This window comes from Curtobacterium sp. MCBA15_012 (assembly GCF_001864935.2).
In the GTDB taxonomy this organism is placed as follows: domain Bacteria; phylum Actinomycetota; class Actinomycetes; order Actinomycetales; family Microbacteriaceae; genus Curtobacterium.
The window spans coordinates 3,085,020-3,103,233 of the sequence record NZ_CP126267.1 but is presented as its reverse complement, the minus strand read 5'-3'; the positions used below and the strand labels follow the sequence as shown (position 1 = coordinate 3,103,233).

Below are 18,214 nucleotides of genomic sequence, written 5' to 3'. Positions count from 1 at the left end.
CCAGGACCCGGCAGCGCTCAGGGGTACCCGAGGAACCACAGCAGCACGACCGCGACCGCCTGCAGGCACACCCCCGCCACGAGCCACGACACCGCCCGTCGCCGCGTCCCCGTGAACGCATCGGCCGCGAGCAGCGGTGCCGTCGGCATCAGGAGCCGCGGCAGGCTCTGCTGCGGCAGGAACACCGCGACGAGGTACAGCGCGTACGCAGTCGTGAACGACACGACCTCGACCCCGAGCGCACGGACGCCCCGTCGGGTCCAGAACCACACCGCCCCCGCGAGCACGACCACCACGAGGACGATCCCGGCCGGCCCGAGCCACGTCCCCGCCATCGTGAACCACGGCGTCAGCGGCGCGAAGTGCTGCCGCCCGACGAACCCGACCCACCACGACAGCTCGGTCTCGAGGTACGCGTCCGGCCGTCCCGTCGCCGCGGAGGCCACGAACGGCCACGCGAGCCCGGCCGTCGCGGTCACCAGGCCTGCGACGACGATCGCCACGACGTCGCGGACAGGCAGGGCGCGCCGTTCCGCCTGCCACCGCACGACCAGGTGCACCGCGAGCGCCACCGCGAGGGCGAGCACCCCCGGCTTCGTGAACGCCGCCACCAGCCCGAGCGGCAGCACGACCCAGTACCGCCGACGCACGAGGGCGAGCAGCGCACCGAACAGCAGGAGCAGGAAGGTGCTCTCGGCGTAGGCGACCTGCAGCAGGAACCCGGTCGGGCCGAACGCGAACAGGGCCGTCGCCCAGCGGGCCCGTCGCGCGTCCGCCACCGCGGCGACGAGCCGGAACAACACCACGCACGCGCCCGCCCCGGCGAGCGTCGCGACGAGCACCCCGGCCAGCCAGAACGACCCGCCCACGAGGGGCTGCACCGCGCGCGCGATCGCGGGGAACACCGGCAGGAACGCCCACGGGTTCGGCAGCACGTGCCCCGCCGCGTCCGTCGGAAGCGTCGTCGGGTAGCCGTGCTCGGCGATGGTCCGGTAGAACGACGCGTCCCACGAGCCGAGGAACGACCAGAACGTGCCCTCGCGACGGTACGACGCGAACCGCCAGCCGTTCGCGGACGCGGTGCCCCAGACGGCGAGGAGCAGGACCGTGCTGACCACACGGGAGGCCAGCCACACGGCCAGGGGAGTGGTCCACCCGCTGTGGCGCGCCTCCAGACCGCTCGTCACCACGCGTCGCACGCGGGTCGGCAGACCCGGCCGGGAGGCTCGGGTCGGCTCCGCCAGGTCGGTCACCGACCGATCCTCCCACCTCCACCGCCCGCACCGGTCCGGCCGGACTGGTGTGACCGGCCCTGTCCGGTCGCCGCACCGGGGTCACGGCCGGTCAGGGTCCGTCCGGCGGCGGGGCGTTGCATAGGGCTCGTTCCCTGGAAATCCTCGACAGGAGGCATGATGCCCTTCATCACCGTCGGCGCCGAGAACGGCCACGACATCGACCTGCACTACGACGACCTCGGCACCGGCGACCCCGTCGTGCTCATCCACGGCTGGCCGCTCTCCGGCCGCTCGTGGGAGGGCCAGGTCCCCGCGCTCGTCGAGGCCGGCCACCGGGTCATCGCCTACGACCGCCGCGGCTTCGGCCAGTCCTCGCAGCCGTGGGGCGGGTACGACTACGACACCTTCGCGGCCGACCTCGACAAGCTCATCACCGAGCTGGGCCTGTCGGACGTCACCCTGATCGGCTTCTCGATGGGCGGCGGCGAGCTCGCGCGCTACGTGTCGACCTACGGGACGGCGAAGGTGAAGAAGCTCGTCTTCGCGAGCGCCGTGCCGCCGTACCTGTGGAAGTCGGACGACAACCCGGACGGGGCGGTCGACCAGGACCTGGCCGACTGGTTCGCGAACGGCATCACGGGCGACCGCCCGGCGTTCCTGCACGAGTTCGTCGACATGTTCTACACGCCGGGGGACTCCGGCGAGCCCCTCGTGTCCGCCGACCAGCGCGCGTACGACCTGGCGATCGCCGAGCTCGCCTCGCCGAAGGGCACGCTCGACTGCACCACGGCGTTCGCGACCACGGACTTCCGTGACGACCTGACGAAGGTCGACGTCCCGACGCTCGTCATCCACGGCGACGCCGACGGCATCGTGCCCTTCGAGGCATCGGGCAAGCGCACCGCCGAGGCGATCCCGGACGCGCAGACGCACCTCATCGCGGGTGGCCCGCACGGCGTGCTCGCGTCGCACCGCGACGAGTGGAACGAGGCGGTGCTCCGCTTCCTCGCGCAGTAGTCCGGCGCGGCAGCCCGGTGCCGTGCCCCCGCGGGCGCGCGTCGCCCGGGGGGTGCGCTCCGCTCCACGCACGGTGGGCGGTCCACCGCAGCAGGAACCCGCTGCGAGGGGCCGCCCGCCGTGCGTCGCGGGGCGACCGGCCGGAACGTGCGGTGCCGGGGCGTCAGGCGCCCGTGACCGCCCGCCGGATCCGCTCGATCGGCACCTTGGGCGTCCGGTCCGCGCGCAGCAGCCCGTTCGTCTCCTGCAGGGTGTCCGTCAGCTGCGTCCAGCACGAGCCGGCCAGGAAGCTGCTCGCCCGCACGCCGTCGTACAGCGCGGTGATCCGGGCGACCCAGTCGTCGCCGTCGACCGCCGAGGTGTAGCCCCAGCCGTCCTCCCGCGGTGCGTCCGGCTGGAAGTCGACGCCGCCGAACTCCGTCAGCATCACGGGCTGACCGCGGTCGACCGCCCCGCCGACCAGGATCCGTCGGTCGGCCGGTCCCCGACCGCCGAGCAGCGCCGTCCGCGCGGCGTCGTCGGCGTAGGTGGCGGCGAGCCGGGTGCCGTCGCCCTCGTAGTCGTGCACCGTCAGCAGGTCCGAGTCGACGTGCTCCCACCCGTCGTTCGACACCACCGGGCGGGTGGGGTCGAGGGCGCGGGTGACGTCGGCGAGGGCCCGGGCGTACGCCTGCTGCGCCGGGTCGGTCGCGATGTGCTGCACGCCCCAGCTCTCGTTCGCGGGCACCCAGGTGACGATCGACGGGTGCGAGGCGTCCCGCTCGACCGCGTCCATCCACTCGCGCACGAGCCGCTGCACCGCGAGCGGGGAGAACGCGTACGCCCCGGGTGCCTCGCCCCAGACGAGCAGCCCGAGCCGGTCCGCCCAGAACAGGAACCGCGGGTCCTCGATCTTCTGGTGGTTGCGGGCGGCGGTGAACCCGAGCTCCTTGATGAGCTCGACCTCGCGACGCAGCGCCGCCCGCGAGGGGGCGGCCAGGTGCGACTCGGGCCAGTAGCCCTGGTTGAGCACGCTCCGCACGTCGTAGGACCGGCCGTTGAGCAGGAAGGCGCCGCCGTCGATCCCGACCGTGCGGACCCCGAAGTACGACGAGACCGCGTCGAGGGGGTCCGCACCGTCGCGGGGGAGCAGCGCGACCGTGGCGTCGACGAGCCGAGGGGTCTCCGGGCTCCACGTCAGCTCGTCCTCGGCCTGCCCGTTCGTCATCCGGGCGAGCGGCACGACGACGTCGACCTCGTGCGCGGTGTCGGGCACCAGGGTCTCGACGACCGCGAGGACCTCGCCCTGCCATCGCGCCTCGACCCGCACCCGCTCGCCGCCCCGGCGCTCGCCGGAGAGCCGCACGGTCAGCCGGACGGTCGCGTGGTCGACGTTCGTCCACCGCAGCGCGCCGATCGCGCACGCCGGCACCGCCTCGAGCCACACGGTCTGCCAGATGCCCGTGGTGCGCCGGTACCAGATGACGTGCGGGTCCTCGTGCCAGTCCTGCTTGCCGCGCGGTTGCGTGGCGTCGTGCGGATCGTCCTCCGCGCGGACCACGAGCAGGTGCTCGGCGTCCGGGTCGCCGGCCAGGTGCTCGGTGACGTCGAACACGAACGGGGTGTGTCCGCCCTCGTGCTCGCCGACGAACTGCCCGTCGACCCAGACCCGGGCACGGTGGTCGACGGCGCCGAAGTGCAGCAGGAGGCGGTCGGCCCCCGCCGCCCGGAAGCCGGCGGCGTCGAGGTCCGCGCGGGCGAGCGGTCGGGCGTACCAGACGACGGGGTGGAAGCCCGGCTCGTCGATCCCCGACGCGACGGACTCGGGCGGGAACGGCACGGTGATGTCGCGTGCGTCCGGGAAGCCCTGCCGCCACGCGGGGTCGTCCCCGGTGTTGCGGAACGACCACGTGCCGTCGAGGTCGGCCCAGTGCCGGCGGAGCATCTGCGGGCGGGGGTACGTGCCGTCCTGCTCGGACGCGACCGGCAGTCCGGTGGCGCCGTGCGGGGCACCGGACGACGGGCCGCCGACGGACGGGACGCCGACGGACGGGACGCCGGAGGACGGGGCGGCGGGGGACGGTGCGGGGGCGGCGACGGTGCCGTCGAGCGAGCTCATGCCTCCATCGTCGCCGTCACCTACATCGTTGTAAAGACCCGCGGCGTCCGGGTGACGACCGGCCGGGACGCACCACAGCCCCCGCGCGTAGGTTCGACCGCATGAGCGCCGATGCACCCGTCCAGGTCACCGACCGCACGCTCGAGGGCTGGATCGCCCGGCAGCGCTGGTACGCCGCGAAGGGCGGGACCCCGGCACTCCGCACCGTGGCCGAGACCGACGGCACGCGGCTCGTCCTCGACGACGCCCCGACCGGACCCGTCCTGTACCAGGTACCCGTCAGCGGCACGGTCGACGACGAGCCCGTCGACGGCACCACCGACACCGCGTGGGTGCAGGCCTTGGCGGCCCGGATCGACGCCGACCCCGACAGCCTCCGCCCGATCGGCGAGGTCACGGCCTCCCGCGTCCTGTCCGGCGAGCAGTCGAACACCTCGGTCATCTGCGACACCGCCGACGGCGCGCAGGTCATCGTCAAGGTCTTCCGCGTCCTGCACCACGGCGACAACCCCGACGTGACGACGCAGCTCGCGCTCTCCGCCGCCGGCAGCGACCGCGTCCCGGCGGTGTACGGCGCGCTCCGGGCGACCTGGCCGGACCCCGGTCGGGCCGACGGTACCGCTGAGGGGCACCTCGCCTTCGCGCAGGAGTTCCTGCCCGGTCTCGACGACGCCTGGCGGGTCGCGCTCCGTGACGCCCGCGACGGCACCGCGTGGGAGGAACCCGCCACACGGCTCGGCGAGGCCCTGGCCGAGGTGCACCGCACGCTCGCCGGTGCGCTGCCCACCGAGCCCGCCGACGAGGACCGGCGCGCCACCGCCCTCGCGACCATGCACGCCCGGCTCGACGCCGCGGTCCGCGAGGCCCCGACCATCGAGCCGCACGTCGCGGCGATCCGGACGGTCTACGAGCGGGCCGGCGCCGCGCACTGGCCGGACCTGCAGCGCATCCACGGCGACCTGCACCTCGGGCAGGTGCTCGCCGCCCCCGAGCCGCGCGGGTGGGTGTTCCTCGACTTCGAGGGCGAGCCGCTCCGCCCGCTCGCCGAGCGCACGCTGCCCGACGTCACGCTGCGCGACGTCGCGGGCATGTTGCGCTCGTTCGACTACGTCGCCGGGGCACTCGCCCACGACCAGCCGTTCGTCGACGCCGGCGTGTGGTCGCGCCAGGCGCGTGCGGCGTTCCTCGACGGCTACCAGCGGGGGACCGGCGCGGACCTGCGCACCCACCGCGAGCTGCTCGACGCGTTCGAGCTCGACAAGGCCGTGTACGAGGTGGTCTACGAGACGCGGAACCGTCCGGACTGGGCGGGGATCCCGCTCGCGGCGGTGGCGCGGCTCGCGGCGCGCAGCGCCGACTGAGGCCGCCGCGCCGGTCGCTGCGGCGACGGCGGTCGGCTGGGAGGCCCGCGTCCGGTCCCATCAGCGCCCCGCGGTCCGCACCGCGTGGCGGACGGGAGGTCCGGCTCCGGTCCGTCCCGCGTCCTGCGGTCCGCACCACGGACGGACGGGAGGCGCGGTGCCAGCCGGCACCGCGCCTCCCGTCCGTCGTCCGTGGCGGACGCGTCAGTTCACGGGGCCGGTGAACTTCTCGCCGGGACCCTTGCCGGGTGCGTCCGGGATGCTCGACGCCTCGCGGAAGGCGAGCTGGACCGAGCGCAGGCCGTCGCGGAGCGGGCGGGCGTGCTGGTCGCCGATCTCCGTCGCCGCCCCGGTCACGAGCCCGGCGAGGGCGGTGATGAGCTTGCGTGCCTCGTCCAGGTCGGTCTGCGACTCGGGGTCGTCCGCGAGCCCGACCTTGACGGCCGCCGCGCTGAGCAGGTGCACCGCCACGGTGTTGATGAGCTCGACCGCGGGGACCTCCGCGATGTCGCGCGCCTCGGCGGCTCCGGCGTCCTCGGTGGGTGGGGTGTCGGTCACGGTGCTCCTCTGCTAGACTCGCCGACGGCAGACACTGTCCGCGCGCCTCGGAACTCGTTCCGGAGCAGTCGAACGGTGTCGTAGAAGAGGAGTCTCTCCCACCCGCGGCCGTGCACCACAGGCTACCGGGTCCCAACCGCTCCGTCGGGCGTGCAGCACCACCGTGCCGCACCGCGACAGGCCGGACCTCCCGGGTCCGACGTCGGGCGGCTGCCGAACGGGTCCCGATCCGAGCGTCAGATCTCCTCTCTCGTGCCGTCGTCCAGGGCAACAGCCCCGAACGACCACCACCTGATTGAAGGAGCTCCGCATCACCGATCCCCGCACCAACGACCGAATCCGCGTTCCCGAGGTCCGACTCGTCGGCCCCCAGGGTGAGCAGGTCGGCGTTGTCCCGATCGCCATGGCCCTGCGTCTCGCGCAGGAAGCCGAACTGGATCTGGTCGAGGTCGCCCCGAACTCGAAGCCGCCCGTGGCCAAGATCATGGACTACGGCAAGTTCAAGTACGAGGCTGCGCAGAAGGCCAAGGAAGCCCGTCGCAACCAGGTGAACACCGACCTGAAAGAGGTCCGGTTCCGCCTGAAGATCGACGTGCACGACTACGAGACCAAGCGCAAGCGTGCCGAGGGCTTCCTCCTCGGCGGCGACAAGGTGAAGGCGATGATCCTCTTCCGTGGTCGCGAGCAGTCGCGTCCGGAGCAGGGTGTCCGCCTCCTCCAGAAGTTCGCCGAGGAGATCGCCGAGTTCGGCGTCGTCGAGTCGCGTCCGACCCAGGACGGCCGCAACATGACGATGATCATCGCCCCCCTCAAGAACAAGTCCGACGTCAAGGGCGAGCAGAACGCCAAGCGTGCTGCACAGAAGGCCGAACGTCGCGCCACGGAGCACGCCGCGAAGGGCAAGGAGTCCGACGAGTCGGACACCGAGACCGCGCCGGCAGCCGCTCCCGCCGAATAGGTCCTCCCGGACCGATCCCGCGCAGTCCTCCCGACCGCAACGGCGCGGCCCCCATCCCACCCCACGGAAAGGCACCACCATGCCCAAGCAGAAGACCCACTCCGGGTCGAAGAAGCGCTTCAAGGTCACCGGCAGCGGCAAGATCATGAAGCAGCAGGCCGGTATGCGTCACAACCTCGAGGTCAAGTCTGCCAAGCGCAAGGCACGCCTCAACGAGGACCAGGTCCTGTCGAAGGCCGACGCCAAGAACGTCAAGAAGCTCCTCGGCCACTGAGCCCCCGGATTCGTAAAGGAACACTGCAATGGCACGAGTAAAGAGAGCGGTCAACGCCGCCAAGAAGCGCCGCGTCATCCTCGAGCGCGCCGAGGGCTACCGCGGCCAGCGTTCGCGTCTGTACCGCAAGGCCAAGGAGCAGGTCACCCACTCCCTCGTCTACGCGTACCGCGACCGTCACGCCAAGAAGGGCGAGTTCCGTCGCCTCTGGATCCAGCGCATCAACGCTGCGTCCCGTGCGAACGGCCTGACCTACAACCGCCTCATCCAGGGCCTCGGCCTGGCCGGCGTCGAGGTCGACCGTCGCATCCTCGCGGACCTCGCGGTGAACAACCCCGAGACCTTCGCGGCGCTCGTCGAGACCGCCAAGAACGCCCTGCCGGCCGACACCTCGGCCCCCAAGGCTGCGTAGTCCGACCGACTGCTGCCGACGCCCCCGTCCCCTCCGTGGGACGGGGGCGTCGTCGTGTCCGCGCCGGGGTGTCCCCGTCCCGGAGGGGGCCTGGGCGTCGCCGTGACCGCGTGGGGGTTCCTAGACTCTCGGTGTGAGCGATCTCCTCGAGAACCCCAAGGCCGGCCGCGTCAAGGCCGTGGCAGCACTGGCGAAGAAGGACGTCCGGGCCGACACCGGGCTGTTCCTGCTCGAGGGCCCGCAGGCCGTCCGCGAGGCGATCGCGTCCCGCCCGGAGCTGCTCCGCGAGCTGTACGTGACGCCGACGGCGGCGGCACGGTACGCCCTCGACGACGCGCCGGTGGACACCTGGTTCGTGACCGAGCAGGTCCTCGACGCGATGGCCGACACGGTCACGCCGCAGGGGGTCGTCGCGGTCTGCCAGCAGTTCCCGACGTCGGTGAAGGACGTCTTCCCGGACCGCGCGGGCGCCGCGGCCGGCGACGCCGGTGCCGACCAGGAGGCCCGTGGCGCGTCCGCCGCGTCGGGCGCCCTGCCCGGTCTGGTCGCCATCCTCGAGGAGGTGCGGGACCCGGGGAACGCGGGCACCATCATCCGCGCCGCCGACTCCGCCGGTGCCGACGCGGTCGTGCTCACGGGCCGCAGCGTCGACCCGTACAACCCGAAGGTCGTGCGCTCGACGACGGGCTCGCTGTTCCACGTGCCGGTGTCGGTCGGCGTGACGCTCGCCGACGCGGTCTCCCGTGCGAAGGGGCTCGGCTACACCGTGCTCGCGGCCGACGTCTCGGGCGACGACCTGCCCGACGTGCGCGCCGACGGCATGCTCGACGGCCCGACCGCGTGGGTCTTCGGCAACGAGGCCCGCGGGCTCACCGACGAGGACCTGGCGCTCGTGGACCGCGCGGTGAAGGTGCCGATCTACGGTCGCGCCGAGTCGATGAACCTCGCCACGGCCGCCTCGGTCTGCCTGTACGAGAGCGCGTTCGCGCAGCGGGCGGCTTCCTCCTCCACAGGGGACTGACCGCCGGGGTTCCTCCACCGACCGCTCGGTACAGGACGGCGGTATCCCGGCGGCCGGTAGGATCGGGCCTCGTGTCAGAACCTCTCGAGATCAGCGAAGCGGCCGTCGCCGCCGCCGTGGACGACGCCCTCGCGGCCGTCCGCGCCGCGACGTCCGTGGCCGAGCTGAAGCAGGCCCGGGCCGAGCACACGGGCGAGCAGTCCGTGCTCGCGCGCATGAACGCCGCGATGCGCAGCGTGCCTAAGGAGCAGAAGGCCGCGGCCGGCAAGCTCGTCGGCCAGGCGCGCGGCCAGGTGAACCAGGCGGTCGCCGCGCAGGAGTCCGTCCTGGCGCAGGCCGAGGAACACGCCCGGCTCGAGGCCGAGCGCGTCGACGTCACGGCGCTGCCGAGCCGTCGGGCGCACGGCTCGCGCCACCCGCTCTCGCTGCTCAACGAGACCGTGGCCGACATCTTCGTCGGCATGGGGTGGGAGGTCGCCGAGGGCCCCGAACTCGAGCACGAGTGGTTCAACTTCGACGCGCTGAACTTCGACCAGGACCACCCGGCCCGCGCGATGGCCGACACGGTCTTCGTCGAGCCGGTCGACCGGCACCTGGTGATGCGCACGCACACCTCGCCGGTGCAGATCCGGTCGCTCCTGTCCCGCGAGCTCCCGCTGTACGTCATCGCCCCGGGGCGGGTGTACCGCGCCGACGAGCTCGACGCCACGCACCTGCCGGTCTTCACCCAGGTCGAGGGCATCGCGATCGACAAGGGCCTGACCATGGCGCACCTGCGCGGCACGCTCGAGCACTTCGCCCGCCAGGTCTTCGGGGCCGAGGCGCAGATCCGCCTCCGCCCGAACTACTTCCCCTTCACCGAGCCGAGCGCCGAGATGGACGTCTGGCAGCCGAACGCCAAGGGTGGCGCACGGTGGGTCGAGTGGGGTGGCTGCGGCATGGTGAACCCCAACGTCCTGCGCGCCGCCGGGATCGACCCGGACGAGTACCAGGGCTTCGCGTTCGGGATGGGCATCGAGCGGACGCTGCAGTTCCGCAACGGGCTCAACGACATGCGTGACTTCCTCGAGGGCGACATCCGCTTCTCCCAGCAGTTCGGAACGGTGGTCTGATGCGCATCCCGATCAGTTGGCTCGGCGAGAACGTCGACCTGCCCGACGACGTCTCCCTCGAGCACGTCCACGCGGCCCTCGTGTCCGTGGGCTTCGAGGAAGAAGCCGTCCACACGAACGACCTCACGGGGCCGATCGTGGTGGGCCGGGTGCTCGAGCGCGAGCCGGAGCCCCAGAAGAACGGCAAGACGATCAACTGGTGCCAGGTGGACGTCGGCGACGGCGAACCGCGCGGCATCGTCTGCGGCGCGCACAACTTCGACGTGGGCGACCTCGTCGTGGTGACGCTGCCCGGCGCCGTGCTGCCCGGGCCCTTCCCGATCGCGGCCCGCAAGACCTACGGGCACGTGTCCGACGGCATGATCGCCTCGGCCCGCGAGCTCGGGCTCGGCGACGAGCACGACGGCATCCTGCGCTTCGCCGATCTCGGCATGGCGCCCGAGGTGGGCACCGACGCGATCGCGCTGCTCGGCCTCGACGACGCCGCGGTCGAGATCAACGTCACGCCGGACCGCGGCTACGCGATGAGCATCCGCGGCGTCGCCCGCGAGTACGCCCACGCCACCGGTGCGTCCTTCCACGACCCCGCCGAGCGTGCGACGCGCCGTTCCGGCGACGGCTTCCGGGTGACCGTCGACGACCAGGCCCCGATCCGGGGTCGTGTCGGCGCGCACACCTTCGTGACCCGCGTCGTGCGCGGCATCGACCCGAACGCGAAGACACCGGCGTGGATGGTGTCGCGCCTGGCACTCGCCGGCGTACGGTCCATCTCGCTGCCGGTCGACGTCACGAACTACGTGATGTTCGAGCTCGGCCAGCCGCTGCACGGCTACGACCTCGCGAAGGTGCAGGGCGGCCTCGGCGTCCGCCGCGCCACCGCGGGGGAGCAGCTCGTCACCCTCGACGACGTCACGCGCACGCTCGACGCCGAGGACCTCGTCATCACCGACGACCAGGGTCCGGTCGGCCTCGCCGGCGTCATGGGTGGCGCCCGCACCGAGATCTCCGGCACGACGACCGACGTCCTGATCGAGGCCGCGGGCTTCGACCAGGTGTCGATCGCCCGCACCGCCCGGCGGCACAAGCTGCCGAGCGAGGCGTCGAAGCGCTTCGAGCGCGGCGTCGACCCGCTCGTGGCCGAGGCCGCGGCGAACCGTGCCGTCGACCTGCTCGTCGAGCTGGCCGGCGGGACGCCCGACACCCTCGGGTCGACGCTCGTCGACACCACGCCCCGCGCTGCCGTCGTGATGCGCACCGGGCGTCCGGGCGAGCTGATCGGCGTCCCGTACACCGAGGCCGAGGTCGTCGAGACCCTGCGCGCCCTCGGTGCCACGGTCGCGGTCGACGGCGACCAGCTGACGGTCACGCCGCCGACCTGGCGTCCCGACCTCGTCGACGACGTCTCCCTGGTCGAGGAGGTCGCCCGCATCGACGGGTACGACCGCATCCCGAGCGTGCTGCCCGTGGCCCCGCCCGGCCGCGGTCTGACCGCACACCAGCGTGCCCGTCGTCGGGTCGCCGCGGCCCTCGCGTCCGCCGGCCTCGTCGAGGTCGTCACCGCACCGTTCGTGTCGCGGGCGACCCAGGACGCGTACCCGGGCATCGACGGCGACGGCGGCCCGAGCGTGCGGCTCGCGAACGCCCTCGACAGCGAGCAGGACCTGCTCCGCCGGAGCGCCGTCCCCGCGCTCGTCGACGCCGCGCGTCGAAACGTCTCGCGCGGACTCGTGGACGTCGCCCTGTACGAGACCTCCCGCGTCTTCCTGCCCACCCCGGGCCAACAGCTCGGCACGGACGCCGTCCCGGCCGGGGCTGCTCGGCCCGACGCCGACACCCTCGCGGCGCTCGACGCCTCGCTGCCGCCGCAGCCGTTCCACGTCGCCGCCCTGCTCACGGGCAACCGCGTCGTGAAGCAGCCCGGGGTCCCGGCCGAGCCGTACGGCATCGCGGACGCCCTCGACGTCGCCCGCACGGTCGCGTGGGCGGTCGGGGTCGAGCTCACGGTCGCGCAGACCGCGCACCCGTCGCTCCACCCGGGCCGCGCCGCGTCCCTGCTCGTCGGGGACACGGTCGTCGGTGTCGCGGGTGAACTCCTGCCCACGCTGACCGAGGCCGCGGTCCTGCCGCGCGTCGTCGCGGTCGTCGAACTCGACCTCGACGCACTCGTCGCGGCGGCTCCGGAGCTCGCCTCGGTGGGGGCCATCGTGTCCTACCCGGCGGCGACGCAGGACCTGTCGCTCGTGGTCGACGTCGACGTCCCGGCCGGTGACGTCCTCGAGACGGTGCGCTCTGGCGCCGGAGAGCTGCTGGAGTATGCTCGGCTCGTGGACGACTACCGGGGCGCGGGCGTGGACGAGGGACAGAAGTCCCTGACGTTCGCCCTGCGCTTCCGTGCCACGGACCGCACGCTGACCGCTGCCGAGGCCTCCGAGGCCCGTGACGGCGCCGTCCGACGTGCCGGCGAGCGATTCGGGGCGACCCTGCGCGACTGATCCACCGATCAGCACCGCCCGGGGCCGCCGCCTCCGAATCCTCGACGAGCAGTCCGATCAAAGGTGGAACCGATGTCCGTATCCGTCGCCGTGGCGGGAGCCTCCGGCTACGCGGGTGGTGAGCTCCTCCGTGTGCTCTCCGCCCACCCCGAGTTCGAGGTCAGGACGGTGACCGCGCACTCGAACGCCGGACAGCCCCTGATCGCGACGCAGCCGCACCTGCGGTCGCTCGCCCACCTGACGCTCGTCGAGACGACGGCCGAGAACCTCCGCGGCCACGACGTCGTGTTCCTGGCTCTGCCGCACGGGCAGTCCGGGGCGATCACCGCCGAGCTCGACGCCGACACGCTCGTCGTCGACTGCGGCGCCGACCACCGCCTGACCGACCCGGCGGCGTGGGACGCGTTCTACGGCGGCGAGTACCACGGGGCGTGGACGTACGGTCTGCCCGAACTGCTCCACGCGGCTCCGGCCCCGGGGTCTGCCGAGGCCTGGCACGACGTCGACGACATCCTGGTCACCGGGCGGCAGCGCACCGAGCTGGCCGCGACCAAGCGCATCGCCGTCCCGGGCTGCAACGTGACCGCGGTGACCCTCGGCATCCAACCGGGGGTCCAGGCAGGCCTCGTCGAGACCGACGACATCGTCGCGGTGCTCAGCGTCGGCCCGAGCGGCGCGGGCAAGAAGCTCGCCACCACCTACCTGGCCGCCGAGATCATGGGGTCGGCCAGCGCCTACGCGGTCGGCGGCTCCCACCGGCACGTCCCCGAGATCCAGCAGAACCTCGTCGCCGCCGGCGCCGGGGACGTCACGATCTCGTTCACCCCCGTGCTCGTGCCGATGTCCCGTGGCATCCTCGCGACCACCACCGCGAAGCTCTCACCCGGAGTCAGCGCCCGTGACGTCCGCGTCGCGTGGGAGCTCGCCTACGCCGACGAGCCGTTCGTGCACCTCCTGCCCGCGGGCGAGTTCCCCAGGGTGGCCGACACCATCGGCGCGAACACGGCGCTCGTGGGCATCGCGGTGGACGAGGCCGCCGGCCGCGTCGTCGCGATCACCGCGCTCGACAACCTGGCCAAGGGGACCGCCGGCGCCGCCGTGCAGTCGGCCAACATCGCCCTCGGTCTCCCCGAGACGACGGGCCTGAGCGTGGACGGAGTCGCACCGTGACCGACGTGAGCGGATCGGACCAGGCCGGGGCGGGCCTCCAGACCGGTGCGGGCTCCGGAGGAGCCGCTGGTGGACAGGGCGTGACCGCCGCCGCGGGCTTCCGGGCCGCGGGTGCGACCGCCGGCCTCAAGGCGAGCGGCACCCCCGACGTCGCCCTCGTGGTGAACGACGGACCGCAGTCGGCGGTGGCCGCCGTGTTCACGAGCAACCGCGCACAGGCACACCCGGTGATCTGGTCGCGCCAGGTCGTCGGCGACGGCGTCGCGCGCGCCGTGTTCCTCAACTCGGGCGGCGCGAACTGCTTCACCGGCCCCTTCGGCTTCCAGACCACGCACCTGACCGCCGAGGCCGTCGCCGACGCCCTCGACGTCGGTGCGGGCGACGTGGTCGTCTGCTCGACCGGGCTCATCGGTCGCGGTGACCAGACCTTCCGCGACGGCGTGCTGCGCGGCGTGGACCTGACCGCCGCAGCGCTCTCGACGGACGGCGGTCCCGACGCGGCCGCGGCGATCATGACGACGGACACGCGGGCCAAGCAGTCCGCGGTGACCGAGGACGGCTGGACCGTCGGCGGGATGGCGAAGGGCGCCGGCATGCTCGCGCCGGGGCTCGCCACCATGCTCGTCGTCATCACCACGGACGCGGTGCAGAGCGCCGACGAGCTCGACCAGGCGCTCCGCGCGGCGACCCGCGTGACCTTCGACCGCGTCGACTCGGACGGCTGCATGTCGACGAACGACACCGTCGTCCTGATGTCCTCCGGCGCCTCGGGCGTGACGCCCGAGGTCGGCGACTTCCAGGAAGCCCTGACCGCCGTCTGCGCCGACCTGGCGCGGCAGCTGCAGCAGGACGCCGAGGGTGCGAGCCACGACATCACGATCGAGGTCACGGGCGCCGTGTCCGAGGACGACGCCGTGACGGTCGGGCGCAGCGTCGCCCGGAACAACCTCTTCAAGGCCGCCGTGTTCGGCAACGACCCGAACTGGGGCCGCGTGCTCGCCGCGATCGGCACGACCGACGCCGCGTTCGACCCGTACGCGGTCGACGTCTCGATGAACGGCGTCCGGGTCTGCCACGCCGGCGCGCCGGACCGGCCCGTCGACGAGGTCGACCTGACGCCGCGGGACTGCCACGTGCTCATCGAGCTCGGCGTCGGCCCGCACGCCGCGACGATCCTGACGAACGACCTGACGCACGACTACGTCCACGAGAACAGCGCGTACTCCAGCTGATGACCACCGGACAGACCAAGGAAGAAGCCCACGAGCTCGCCGCCGTCAAGGCCGCGACGCTCATCGAGTCCCTGCCGTGGCTGAAGCGGTTCTCGGGCAAGACCGTCGTCGTGAAGTTCGGCGGCAACGCCATGGTGAACGACGACCTCAAGCGCGCGTTCGCCGAGGACATGGTCTACCTGCGGTACGCCGGGCTGCACCCGGTCGTCGTGCACGGCGGCGGTCCGCAGATCTCCGCGGCGCTCAAGGAACAGGGCATCGAGTCCGAGTTCCGCGGCGGGTACCGCGTCACGACGACCGAGGCGATCACGGTCGTCCGCGACGTGCTCGCCGGCGAGGTCAACCGCGAGATCGTCGACCTCGTGAACGAACACGGCGACGGCCTGGCCGTCGGGGTCTTCGGTGACGGCGGCTCGCTCTTCACCGGCGAGAAGAAGGGCGTCGTCGTCGACGGCGAGCACTTCGACCTCGGCCACGTCGGGGACATCACGCACGTCGACCCGTCGGGCGTGCTCGCCGCGATCGAGTCCGGGCGCATCCCCGTCGTCTCGAGCATCGCGATCGACGACGCCCACCCCGACCAGGCGCTGAACGTCAACGCCGACGCCGCGGCCGGTGCGCTCGCGATCGCCCTCGGCGCCGCGAAGCTCATGATGCTGACCGACGTGCCGGGGCTGTACCGCAACTGGCCGGACCGCGACTCGATCATCGACCTCATCGCGGTCGACGAACTCCGGGAACTCCTGCCGAGCCTCGAGTCCGGCATGATCCCGAAGATGACCGCGTGCCTCGACGCCGTGGTGGGCGGGGTCGGCGGCGCGACGATCATCGACGGTCGGATCCCGCACTCGATCCTCCTCGAGGTCTTCACGCTGCGCGGTGCCGGCACCGAGGTCATCCCGGACCCGAGCCGCCGGACCGAGAACCAGAACACCCACGCCGAGGTCGGCCGACGTGTCCCCGAGTCCGCCGCGGACCCGGGGCGACACGCAGCACGCACCGCCACCGGCGCCCCGGCAGCCGGCACGAGCGCGACCACCACGGACACCGCACAGGAAGGGCACGAGCAGTGAGCACCGAGACGCAGACCGAGACCTGGAACGACCGGTTCGGGGCGTCGCTCATGCGATCCCTGACCCCGCCGAAGATCATGCTCGAGCGTGGCCAGGGCTGCCGCGTCTGGGACGTCGAGGGCAACGAGTACCTCGACTTCCTCGCCGGGATCGCCGTGAACTCCCTCGGGCACGCCCACCCCGCACTCGTCGAGGCCGTCGCCGACCAGGCCGCGAAGCTCGTGCACGTCTCGAACTACTTCGCGACGCCCCCGCAGCTCGAACTCGCCGAGCGGCTGAAGCGCATCACCGGCGCGGGTGAGGCCGGCCGCGTGTACTTCGGCAACTCCGGCGCCGAGGCGAACGAGGCCGCGTTCAAGCTCGCGCGGCTCAACCGCGGGGCGGACGGCCGCAAGACCCGCATCCTCGCGCTGAAGCAGGGCTTCCACGGCCGCACGATGGGAGCGCTCGCCCTCACCGGCAAGCCCGCGCTGCAGCAGGACTTCCTGCCCATGGTCCCCGGGGTCGAGCACATCGACTCGACCGTCGAGGCGCTCGAGGCCGCGATCGACGACACCGTGGCCGCCCTCATCGTCGAACCGATCAAGGGCGAGGCCGGCGTCGTCGACCTGCCCGAGGGCTTCCTGCTCGCCGCGCGTCGGCTGACCGAGGAGCACGGCGCGCTGTTCGTCCTCGACGAGATCCAGACCGGCGTCGGACGTACGGGCAACTGGTTCACGTTCCAGGGCCACGGCTTCACGCCCGACGCGGTGACCATCGCCAAGGGCATCGCCGGCGGCTTCCCGATCGGCGCGCTCGTGACCTTCGGCTGGGCCTCGGAGCTGTTCTCGGCCGGCCAGCACGGGTCGACCTTCGGCGGCAACCCGCTCGGGACCCGCGTGGCGAACGCCGTCCTCGCCGAGATCGAGCGCGCCGACCTCGTGGCCGGCGCGGTCACGAAGGGCGAGCGGATCCGCGCGGGCATCGCGAGCCTCGGATCGCCCCTCGTCGAGGAGGTCCGCGGTACGGGCCTGCTCATCGGCGTCGGCCTCTCCGCTCCGGTCGGCCCCGCGGTGAACGCCGCGGCGCTCGAGCGGGGCCTCATCATCAACGCCCCCAACGAGTCGAGCCTGCGCATCGCGCCGCCGCTCATCGTGTCCGATGCCGAGATCGACGAGTTCGTGACGATCCTCGGCCAGAGCCTCGCGGCAGTCGCCGCCCAGGAGCAGACCGCATGACCCGCCACCTCCTCCGCGACGACGACCTCACGCAGGCCGAGCAGTCCGCGATCCTCGACCTCGCCGAGCAGATGAAGCGCGACCGCTGGGGTGAGAAGCCCCTCGCCGGCCCGCAGTCCGTCGCCGTGATCTTCGACAAGTCGTCCACCCGCACCCGGGTGTCCTTCCACGTCGGCATCTCGGACCTCGGCGGTAGTCCGCTCGTCATCACGACGGCGAACAGCCAGCTCGGCGGCAAGGAGACCCCGTCCGACACGGCCCGGGTGCTCGAGCGCATGGTCTCCGCGATCGTGTGGCGCACGTACGCCCAGTCCGGCCTCGAGGAGATGGCCGCCGACACCCGCGTGCCCGTCGTCAACGCCCTGTCCGACGACTTCCACCCGTGCCAGCTCCTGGCCGACCTGCTGACGATCCGCGAGCACCGCGGCGAGCTGGCCGGGCAGACCGTGGCGTTCGTCGGTGACGGCGCGAGCAACATGGCGCAGTCGTACCTGCTCGCCGGGGCGACCGCGGGCATGCACGTCCGCGTGGCGGCCCCGGCGGCGTTCAGCCCGTCCCCCCAGGTGGTCGCGGACGCCGAACGTCGTGCCGCCGAGACGGGCGGTTCGGTGCTCGTCGTGACCGACCCGGTCGCCGCCGTGGCCGGCGCCGACGTGGTCGTCACCGACACGTGGGTGTCGATGGGCAAGGAGGACGAGAAGCAGTCGCGCCTCGAGACCTTCGCCGGGTACCGCGTCGACGACGCGATGATGGCGCACGCCGTCGACGACGCGGTCTTCATGCACTGCCTGCCGGCCGACCGCGGGTACGAGGTCACCGCCGAGGTCATCGACGGGCCCCGCAGCATCATCTGGGACGAGGCGGAGAACCGTCTGCACGCGCAGAAGGCACTGCTCGCCTGGCTGCTCGCAGCGAGCGCGACCGGCGCCCCGGCGAGCGTCACCAGCGCGACCGCGACCGCCCCCGCCGTCTGACCCGCACCCG

15 protein-coding genes and 1 pseudogene are annotated in these 18,214 nt (G+C 72.9%); 13 read left to right on the top strand and 3 right to left on the bottom strand.

Annotation, left to right across the window (positions count from 1 at the left end; genetic code table 11):
- Positions 1–17 precede the first annotated feature (17 nt).
- Complete coding sequence (locus QOL15_RS14220) at positions 18–1,253, bottom strand: mannosyltransferase family protein (protein ID WP_139197229.1); 1,236 nt, start codon at positions 1,251–1,253, stop codon at positions 18–20.
- A gap of 159 nt (positions 1,254–1,412) precedes the next feature.
- Here QOL15_RS14220 and QOL15_RS14215 point away from each other — a divergent pair, with 159 nt between their 5' ends.
- Positions 1,413–2,252 (top strand): alpha/beta fold hydrolase, encoded by an 840-nt coding sequence (locus tag QOL15_RS14215; protein WP_071245381.1) that lies wholly within the window; start codon positions 1,413–1,415, stop codon positions 2,250–2,252.
- 163 nt (positions 2,253–2,415) lie between these two features.
- Here QOL15_RS14215 and QOL15_RS14210 read toward each other — a convergent pair whose 3' ends face one another.
- A complete protein-coding gene (locus QOL15_RS14210) occupies positions 2,416–4,350 on the bottom strand; it encodes a glycoside hydrolase family 2 protein (protein ID WP_083393792.1) in 1,935 nt (644 codons plus the stop codon).
- A 101-nt stretch (positions 4,351–4,451) separates the two neighbouring features.
- On the opposite strand from QOL15_RS14210, the gene QOL15_RS14205 reads away from it, so the two are divergent.
- Positions 4,452–5,711: a hypothetical protein gene (locus QOL15_RS14205; RefSeq protein ID WP_071245215.1), complete on the top strand. Its 1,260-nt coding sequence runs from the start codon at positions 4,452–4,454 to the stop codon at positions 5,709–5,711.
- 204 nt (positions 5,712–5,915) lie between these two features.
- On the opposite strand, the gene QOL15_RS14200 is transcribed toward QOL15_RS14205, so the two are convergent.
- On the bottom strand, positions 5,916–6,269 hold the full coding sequence (locus QOL15_RS14200) for a DUF1844 domain-containing protein (protein WP_065961874.1): 354 nt from the start codon (positions 6,267–6,269) through the stop codon (positions 5,916–5,918).
- Positions 6,270–6,564: 295 nt separating this feature from the next.
- On the opposite strand from QOL15_RS14200, the gene infC reads away from it, so the two are divergent.
- The 11 genes and pseudogenes from infC to argF all read left to right on the top strand — a co-directional run bounded on the left by infC (position 6,565) and on the right by argF (position 18,204).
- Positions 6,565–7,227: a translation initiation factor IF-3 gene (infC, locus tag QOL15_RS14195; RefSeq protein WP_065961872.1), complete on the top strand. Its 663-nt coding sequence runs from the start codon at positions 6,565–6,567 to the stop codon at positions 7,225–7,227.
- A 79-nt stretch (positions 7,228–7,306) separates the two neighbouring features.
- Positions 7,307–7,501 (top strand): 50S ribosomal protein L35, encoded by a 195-nt coding sequence (rpmI, locus tag QOL15_RS14190; protein ID WP_065961871.1) that lies wholly within the window; start codon positions 7,307–7,309, stop codon positions 7,499–7,501.
- A gap of 28 nt (positions 7,502–7,529) precedes the next feature.
- Complete coding sequence (rplT, locus tag QOL15_RS14185; protein ID WP_065961870.1) at positions 7,530–7,913, top strand: 50S ribosomal protein L20; 384 nt, start codon at positions 7,530–7,532, stop codon at positions 7,911–7,913.
- A gap of 133 nt (positions 7,914–8,046) precedes the next feature.
- Positions 8,047–8,934, top strand: a complete 888-nt coding sequence (locus QOL15_RS14180) for an RNA methyltransferase (protein ID WP_071245213.1) — start codon at positions 8,047–8,049, stop codon at positions 8,932–8,934.
- A gap of 71 nt (positions 8,935–9,005) precedes the next feature.
- Complete coding sequence (pheS, locus tag QOL15_RS14175) at positions 9,006–10,046, top strand: phenylalanine--tRNA ligase subunit alpha (RefSeq protein WP_065961867.1); 1,041 nt, start codon at positions 9,006–9,008, stop codon at positions 10,044–10,046.
- Positions 10,046–12,538, top strand: coding sequence for a phenylalanine--tRNA ligase subunit beta (gene pheT / locus QOL15_RS14170; protein ID WP_071245211.1), 2,493 nt, complete (start codon positions 10,046–10,048; stop codon positions 12,536–12,538). The genes pheS and pheT overlap by 1 nt, the downstream gene beginning before the upstream one ends.
- Positions 12,539–12,610: 72 nt before the next feature.
- Positions 12,611–13,708, top strand: coding sequence for an N-acetyl-gamma-glutamyl-phosphate reductase (locus QOL15_RS14165; protein ID WP_071245376.1), 1,098 nt, complete (start codon positions 12,611–12,613; stop codon positions 13,706–13,708).
- Between the two features lie 80 nt (positions 13,709–13,788).
- A complete protein-coding gene (argJ, locus tag QOL15_RS14160) occupies positions 13,789–14,940 on the top strand; it encodes a bifunctional glutamate N-acetyltransferase/amino-acid acetyltransferase ArgJ (RefSeq protein ID WP_071245374.1) in 1,152 nt (383 codons plus the stop codon).
- Positions 14,940–15,842 (top strand): annotated as a pseudogene (gene argB / locus QOL15_RS14155) (acetylglutamate kinase); the annotation flags it as partial. The gene argJ and the pseudogene argB, both read left to right, overlap by 1 nt.
- A 167-nt stretch (positions 15,843–16,009) precedes the next feature.
- Positions 16,010–17,230 carry an acetylornithine transaminase gene (locus QOL15_RS14150; RefSeq protein WP_065961860.1) on the top strand — a complete coding sequence of 407 codons (1,221 nt, stop codon included), beginning with the start codon at positions 16,010–16,012 and terminating at the stop codon, positions 17,228–17,230.
- Complete coding sequence (argF, locus tag QOL15_RS14145; RefSeq protein ID WP_071245206.1) at positions 17,227–18,204, top strand: ornithine carbamoyltransferase; 978 nt, start codon at positions 17,227–17,229, stop codon at positions 18,202–18,204. The genes QOL15_RS14150 and argF overlap by 4 nt, the downstream gene beginning before the upstream one ends.
- Positions 18,205–18,214: the final 10 nt, after the last annotated feature.